Origin of the sequence: Proteus sp. PR00208, assembly GCF_016238545.1 — a bacterium.
Lineage (GTDB): Bacteria > Pseudomonadota > Gammaproteobacteria > Enterobacterales > Enterobacteriaceae > Proteus.
Genome location: NZ_JAEHQE010000037.1, coordinates 1 through 7993, shown reverse-complemented (window position 1 = coordinate 7993; position 7993 = coordinate 1). Strand labels below are relative to the sequence as shown.

Below are 7993 nucleotides of genomic sequence, written 5' to 3'. Positions count from 1 at the left end.
GGCTATTTGCATTCTGAGGTTGGATCATGAAATATTTTATAAAATAGCATAACTCTTCTTTTGTGCAAAACTTGGTTGACTACACTCTATTGCATAATGTATTGTTTTGTGCAAAAGATGGTTGGAGACCGAAATGACAGAATTCTCAGGTTCAGCTGCCTCGCAGGCAGATTTTATTTGGAAAAACGCAGAAGACCTTTGGGGTGATTTTAAACATACCGACTTCGGTAAGATTATTTTACCCTTTACTTTGTTACGTCGATTGGAGTGCGCTCTTGAATCTACAAGAGAAGCAGTAAGGGAGGCTTACGACAATTTTAAGGATGCCGAAGTTGAGCTTGACCCAATTCTACGCCAAACCGCTGGCTATCCCTTCTACAACACCTCTGAGTATTCGCTTTCAACGCTTGGCAGTACAAAAACTCGTCGTAATCTCGAAGACTACATTTCTCTTTTTTCTGATAATGCCAGAGCAATATTTGAAGAGTTTGAATTCGGCAACACGATAATCCGTCTTGAGAAAGCTGGGCTGCTTTTCACCATCTGCAAAAACTTTGCTGGTATTGATTTACACCCTGACACCGTGCCAGACAGGGTGATGAGCAATATCTATGAGCATTTGATTCGCCGTTTTGGTGCTGAAGTCAATGAAGGCGCTGAAGATTTCATGACCCCAAGGGATGTCGTACATTTAGCTACAGCACTCTTGCTCGATCCTGATGATGCACTGTTTGAGGCAAGCCCAGGACTTATTCGTACCCTGTACGATCCTACGTGTGGGACAGGCGGATTTTTAACTGACGCAATGAATCATGTTGCCGACTATGGCAACCATTATAAAATTCCACCGGTGCTGGTTCCTCACGGCCAAGAACTTGAACCGGAAACTCATGCGGTTTGTGTAGCTGGTATGCTCATCCGTCGCCTTGAGTCCGATCCAGGTCGAGATCTTTCCAAAAATATCCTTCAGGGCAGTACACTTTCAAATGATCAGTTTGCAGGAGAGCGTTTCCACTACGGCTTATCTAATCCGCCTTTCGGTAAGAAATGGGAGAAAGACAAATCAGCTGTAGAAAAAGAGCATAAATTGGGTGAGTTAGGCCGCTTTGGCCCTGGCTTGCCACGTATTAATGACGGTTCTATGCTGTTTTTGATGCACCTGGCTAGCAAGCTCGAATTGCCAAACAATGGCGGTGGACGTGCTGCAATTGTCTTATCCGGCTCACCTTTATTCAATGGTGGCGCTGGCTCTGGTGAGTCTGAAATACGCCGCTGGTTGCTTGAAAATGACCTTGTTGAAGCCATTATTGCACTGCCTACGGATATTTTCTTTAGAACTAACATTGCTACCTATCTATGGATTTTATCCAACAAGAAAACTGACAATCGCAAAGGCAAAGTGCAACTTATTAATGCCACTGACCTTTGGACATCTATCAAGAATGAGGGTAACAAGCGCCGAATTGTGAGCGATGATCAGCGCCGCCAGATATTGGATATTTATGCAGCTGGCGAAAATGACACACTCTCTAAAATGGTTGACTACCAAGTTTTTGGCTACCGCCGTATTAAAGTGCTTCGCCCGTTGCGGATGACGCTTAAGCTTGATGAGCAAGGTTTATCCACGTTAGAAGCAACGGATACCTGGCAGAAACTACCGGTTGAACATAAAGCATTCTGGCGTGAGGCCATTCAGCCGCAGTTGGGTGAGACCAAGGAATACATCTGGGCAGAAAACTTTACCAAAGAAGCCGTGAAAACACCTGATGCCAAGCTGCTTAAGGTAAAAGGCAACAAGACTTTCATTACTGCCTTGCTTGCTGCATTTGGCCGTAAAGACCCTGAAGCGGAGCCTGTGGTCGATGCGCAAGGCAATATAGTGCCTGACACAGATTTAACGGATTATGAAAACGTACCTTATTTGGAATCGATTGAGGATTACTTTGCCCGTGAAGTGCTGCCGCATGTGCCAGATGCTTATATCGACGAGAGCTTTATTGATGATAAAGACAAGCAGCTTGGTCGCGTAGGTTATGAAATCAACTTTAATCGCTTCTTTTATCAATACCAACCACCGCGTAAACTGCATGATATTGACGCGGAATTGAAACAGGTTGAAGGTGAAATCGCCGCACTTCTGGCAGAGGTGGCAACAGAATGAGTCACTATAAAGCCTATCCAGAATATAAAGAGTCTGGTGCTGAATTCATTTGGAATATTCCAAAAGATTGGGAATTAAAGCGGTTACGACATGTAGCAATTTTCAATAATAGCAACGTAGACAAAAAGAGCTATGAAGATCAGGCAGATGTTAAATTATGTAATTACACAGACGTTTATTACAACGAGTTTATAACGCCTGATCTGGAATTCATGAATGCAACAGCAAATGAGTCTGAAATAGATAAATTTCGACTTGCAGAAGGTGATGTGATTATCACTAAAGACTCAGAAGATCCAAATGATATAGGTATTCCTGCATTAGTTAAGCAAGATATGCATGATGTAGTGTGTGGTTATCATTTAACAGTCATTAAATCCCATGAGTTTGATTTATCTGGTTTCATTCATCGATCAATTCAGTCTCACCCAACAAAAGCCCATTTTTTTGTTGAGTCCCCAGGTATAACCCGTTATGGGCTTGACCAAGATGCTATTGGTGATATTCCTGTTTGTATCCCACCGAAAGAGCATCGCTCAACTATTGTTAGTGCCATAAATACCGAAATAAACAGAATAAACACCCTAATCACCAAGAAAACCCGCTTCATCGAACTGCTCAAAGAAAAGCGTCAGGCGCAGATTACTCATGCTGTCACAAAAGGCCTAAATCCTAATGTGAAGATGAAAGATTCTAGGGTTGAGTGGATTGGAGATATTCCTGAGCATTGGGAGGTAAAGCCTTTCTTTTCTCTATTAACTGAGTTGAAAAGAAAAAATACCGGGTTGGTAGAAACAAATATTTTATCTCTTAGTTATGGCCGAGTAATTCAAAAGTCAGAAAATAGAAATATGGGGCTTGTGCCCGAATCATATGAAACTTACCAAATAGTTGAACAGGGCGAGGTTGTATTTAGATTTACTGATTTACAAAATGATAAAAGAAGCCTTAGATCTGCTTTAGTACAAGAAAGAGGCATTATAAGCTCCGCATACATGGCCGTTAGTTTGCGTAACATCGATTCAAATTACTTTTCATGGTTAATGAGATCATATGATTTATGCAAAGTTTTCTATGGGATGGGTGGCGGTGTAAGGCAATCACTAAAATTTGAAGATGTGAGAAGACTTCAAGTTCTTGTTCCGCCCAAAGAAGAGCAAGCCGAAATTGCGGCACACGTGAATAGGCAATTAGCACATAACGATAGCTTGGTTGAGAAAACAGAGCGAAGCATTAATTTACTCAAAGAGCGTCGCTCAGCATTTATCACTGCTGCGGTAACTGGGCAAATAGATTTACGAGGAGAACCCGTATGAACGCATCAGCCCATCAGGAAAAGCACTTTCAACGCTATATTATTGAGCGGCTGGTCGAGCAAGGCTGGAAGCTGGGTGATACCAAATACTACGATACCGAACGAGCACTTTACCCGGAAGATCTCGAAGCCTGGATAAAAGCCAGCGGCCAAAAGGATAAATGGGAGAAGCTGGAGCGGTTAAACGGCACAAAAACCCTCGACGTGGTGATGGAGCGACTGACCAAGGCGCTTGAGCAACAAGGTACGGTTCAGGTGTTGCGTCAAGGCTTCTCAATTGCAGGCTGTGGTTTGATTGAAATGACCGAAACTGCGCCTGAAGATATGCGCAACGAAGCGGTGATAGAACGCTATAAAGCCAACATTCTGCGCGTAGTGCCCGAGCTGAAATACCATCCTGCGCGTGAGTTTGCGATTGACTTGGCATTCTTCATTAATGGCCTGCCTGTCGCAACGGTTGAGCTAAAAACGGACTTCACCCAGTCAGCAGAAGCGGCGATGGAGCAATACCAACAAGATCGCTTGCCCTTTGATCCCAAAACCAAACGCAAAGAGCCGCTATTGACCTTCAAGCGCGGGGCCGTCGTGCATTTTGCTATGTCGGATTCTGAAATCATGATGGCAACCAAACTGGATGGGGTTAATACCTTCTTCCTGCCATTTAATAAGGGGCATGAGGGGCGAGCTGGCAACCCGCCTGGTGAGAAGAAGCCGGATGGTAGCATTGAATACCCCGTCGCATACTTTTGGGAGGATGTTTGCCAACCCGATGCATGGTTACGCATATTCCATAGTTTTGTGTATGTAGAGAAAAAAGATGTGGTTGATATTCAGGGCAACTGGTCCAAAAAAGAAACACTCATTTTTCCGCGTTTTCATCAATGGACGGCAGTGAATAACATGATTGCTGATGCCCGCAAGAACGGTGCAGGCATGACCTATCTGGCTGACCATAGCGCAGGATCAGGCAAAACCAGTACCATTTCATGGACGGCTCATGATTTAGTGAAATTACGGGAAGACAATGGCGATGCGGTATTTAACAGCGTCATTATTGTAACTGACCGCAATGTCTTAGATGGGCAACTACAGGACGCGGTAAAGCAAATTGACCACCAGTTTGGTGTGATTGCTGCGATAGATCGTCAGAAGTCATCGCAATCAAAAAGCAAGCAACTTTCAGAAGCCTTGATCAATGGCACACCTATAGTTGTCGTCACTATTCAGACCTTCCCTTACGCCATGGAAGCCGTTATTACCGACAAGGCGCTTAAGGGTAAGCGTTTTGCAGTGATTATTGATGAAGCCCATAATTCTCAAACAGGTTCTACCGCCGCCAAATTACAGACCGCTCTTGGAATGAGTGGGCACGGGAAAATGTCCAGCATGACTGTGGATGAACTGTTAGAGCAACTGCAAAAATCGCGTGCTCGGCCCGACAACATCAGCTACTTCGCGTTTACAGGTACACCTAAACACGCGACCTTAATGCTCTTTGGTCGGCCTGAAGACGCGTCAAATCCGACATCAAAAGAAAATCCGCCCAAAGCCTTTCACAAGTACACCATGCGACAAGCGATTGAAGAAGGCTTTATCCTTGATGTTTTAAAAGGTTACGTACCGTATCAAACCGCCTTTAATTTATCGAAACAGCTTGAAGACAGTAAGCGTGTGAGTGGTAAGGCAGCAAAACGTGCATTAGCTCAATGGATGGCACTACATCCGACCAATGTTACTCAGAAAGTCCAATTCATTATTGAACATTTCTCTAAAAACGTGGCTCACCGTTTAGACGGAAAGGCGAAGGCAATGGTTGTAACGAGTTCACGAGCTGCCGCTATTCGCTACAAGAAAGCGTTTGACCGTTATATTGAATTGCATAGCGAATACAGTTTCATCCATTCATTGGTAGCCTTTTCTGGAAAAATGACTGGAAAACAGGTGATGCACAACGATGATGAGGCTTTTGAAGAGGTATTTAGTATTGACGAAAACGAGGAATTTACCGAACAAAACATGAATCCTGATGTACAAGGTCAAGACTTACGCTTTGCCTTTGATCGTCCTGAATATCGAGTGATGCTTGTTGCTGATAAATTCCAAACGGGATTTGATCAGCCGAAGTTGGTGGCAATGTATGTTGATAAAAAAATTGCTAACCACGTCGAAATTGTTCAGACCTTTTCACGTTTGAACCGCATGGCTCCAGGAAAAGATGAAGTATTCATAATCGACTTTGTGAATGATCCGGCCAATGTACGGTATGCCTTTTCACTCTATGACGACGGTGCGCATATCGATGATGTTCAAGATCTGAATGTGGTTTATGAAATCAAAGAGCGGTTGGACGAACATAGCCTTTACAGCGAGAAAGACTTGATAGCTTTCAAAGAAGCCCGCTTTAAAACCATTCGCGATATCACTCACTCTCAAACTCCGCAACACAAGGCGCTTTATGCGGCAACAGAAGCTGCTACTCGTCTCTATAATGAAAAGATGAAAATGCTTCGCGATGCGATGGCTACTTGGGAAGGCGCTTTTGAAAAGGCTCGTGCACAAAGTGATGCAGCAGGAATGAAATCAGCAGACCATCATCAAGATGAATATGCAGATCAGATTAAATCCTTATTGGGCTTTAAATCGGACCTAGGGCGTTTCTGCCGAACCTACTCCTATGTGGCCCAACTTATTGATTTTGGTGATCCAGAACTTGAGAATTTTGCTGCATTTTCTAAGTTGTTGCTCAAGCGATTGCACAATGAAGCCCCTGAAACTGTAGATTTGAAGGGACTGGTGCTTACAGGTTTTGATATTAAAGGGCGTGTTGTTGAAAATATTGAGGATGAAGACAAGCCTGTTTTGGAACCTGTCGGCCCAGGTGGTGGTGGCGGTGCAGGAGACAAACCCAAATTTGTGCAGGAAATTGTCGAAAAGCTCAATAGTTTGTTTGGGGAAGCTACGCCTATTCGAGATCAGGTTGCATTTGTTAACCAAATCAAGTCAATTGCCGGTGAAAGTAACGTGGTTATGGCTCAAGTTGAAAGCAACTCGCGAGAACAGGCGCTAAAAGGCAATTTACCTGGCGCTGTTCAACAAGCCGTTGTTCGTGCACTTACTAGCCATCAAAAACTTGCCACACAGGTACTTAAGTCAGATCGCCAAGGCATGTCAGCTCTGGTCGATGTGATTTATGAAATGCTAAGAGATGGTAAAAATATAGATTTGGATTTGGACTAGCCTAATGCTTGATTTACTAAATCTTCCGGGTATTAAACCTGTTGATATGTATAAAGAGAGCAAGGCGCTAATCATTGTAGCCGTGGCCGACGAGGTCGGTGCGCCGATGTGCCTAGATTGCAAAATTCCAATGCACAAGCATGGAACTCGCAAGAACAAGTTCTCTGACACCCCACTATATATGGAACCAGTACGGCTTGAAGTGCAAAGACCGCGTTTTCGCTGTGAGACCTGCGGAAAAATGGCTATGCCTGAACTGAGTTTTTTGGATGATAAGCGTAGAGCAACGAAACGGTTGGTCGATGTTATTCGCCAACAGTGCCTTGGCACCACATTTAGGGCGCTGGCAGATCAGACAGGTGTTGCTGTTAATACAGTAAAAAACATCGCACATGACTTGATTAAAGAACTAGAACAAACTGTTTGTTACGAAACGCCGGTTATCATGGGCATTGATGAAGTTAACTTGGCCGGAGGTTTTCGATGCGTTATCACAAACCTTGCGACTAACAACGTATTCGAAATGCTGGAACAACGCACACAAGACTGCTTGAAACCATTTTTTAGGGATTTACCTAACCGCGAAAAAGTAGAATGGGTATGCACCGATATGTGGCGTCCATTTAAACGATCTTTTGCTGAATTTTTGCCAAACGCAAAGTTGGTAATTGATAAATTTCATGTTGTAAAAATGGCATCTGAAGCACTAGAAGAAGAACGTAAAAAGTATCAGGTGCAACTTAGTAAGGAAGATAGAATTAATGTCAAAAAGTCGATCCGATGGCTGACGCTAAAGCGACCCGCCAACCTGACTCCTGCTGAACATAAGGCTCTTGCTATCGTACGCGAGCAAATACCAGAATTGTCCATTGCTTATGATTTCAAAGAAGGTTTTTTTGCTATCTATGATGAACCCGATAAGCAGCGAGCTCAAAATGCCTTTGAGGCATGGAAGAATAGTTTACCTGCCGAAGGTATGGAGCCTTTCAAAAAGCTCGTCAAAACTGTCCACAACCACTATGAAGATATTTTTGCTTATTGGGATGCACCGTTCCCAATAACTAATGCCTATACAGAAGGGTTGAACGGATTGATCAAGATGTCTAATCGACTTGGACGCGGCTATAGCTATGAGATCATTCGCGCAAAGACGCTGTATTCGGCAGAAGCTCGCAAGGTTGGTAGCGGCATCCGTTCTGGTCACGGGAAGGTTGAGTATGGACCACATATACCTACGCTTGTTAAGCAGGTTGAAAGTGGTGAATTGGATTAAGTACACA

At 43.8% G+C, this 7993-nt stretch carries 4 protein-coding genes; all 4 read left to right on the top strand.

Features of this window, described 5'->3' with window-relative positions:
• Window positions 1–133 precede the first annotated feature (133 nt).
• From JEP36_RS17355 to JEP36_RS17340, 4 genes are read left to right on the top strand one after another with little or no spacing between them, the layout of a single operon-like run.
• Complete coding sequence (locus JEP36_RS17355) at window positions 134–2161, top strand: type I restriction-modification system subunit M (protein ID WP_198630540.1); 2028 nt, start codon at window positions 134–136, stop codon at window positions 2159–2161.
• Window positions 2158–3477 (top strand): restriction endonuclease subunit S, encoded by a 1320-nt coding sequence (locus tag JEP36_RS17350; protein ID WP_198630539.1) that lies wholly within the window; start codon window positions 2158–2160, stop codon window positions 3475–3477. Before JEP36_RS17355 ends, JEP36_RS17350 begins: the two co-directional genes overlap by 4 nt.
• Window positions 3474–6713, top strand: a complete 3240-nt coding sequence (locus tag JEP36_RS17345; RefSeq protein ID WP_198630538.1) for a type I restriction endonuclease subunit R — start codon at window positions 3474–3476, stop codon at window positions 6711–6713. Before JEP36_RS17350 ends, JEP36_RS17345 begins: the two co-directional genes overlap by 4 nt.
• Window positions 6714–6717: 4 nt before the next feature.
• Window positions 6718–7986, top strand: coding sequence for an ISL3 family transposase (locus tag JEP36_RS17340; protein WP_198630537.1), 1269 nt, complete (start codon window positions 6718–6720; stop codon window positions 7984–7986).
• The last annotated feature ends 7 nt before the right edge of the window (window positions 7987–7993 follow it).

Coding starts and splice junctions, on each gene's coding strand:
- JEP36_RS17340 (WP_198630537.1), top strand. CDS start 6,718: ATGCTTGATTTACTAAATCTTCCGGGTATTAAACCTGTTGATATGTAT.
- JEP36_RS17345 (WP_198630538.1), top strand. CDS start 3,474: ATGAACGCATCAGCCCATCAGGAAAAGCACTTTCAACGCTATATTATT.
- JEP36_RS17350 (WP_198630539.1), top strand. CDS start 2,158: ATGAGTCACTATAAAGCCTATCCAGAATATAAAGAGTCTGGTGCTGAA.
- JEP36_RS17355 (WP_198630540.1), top strand. CDS start 134: ATGACAGAATTCTCAGGTTCAGCTGCCTCGCAGGCAGATTTTATTTGG.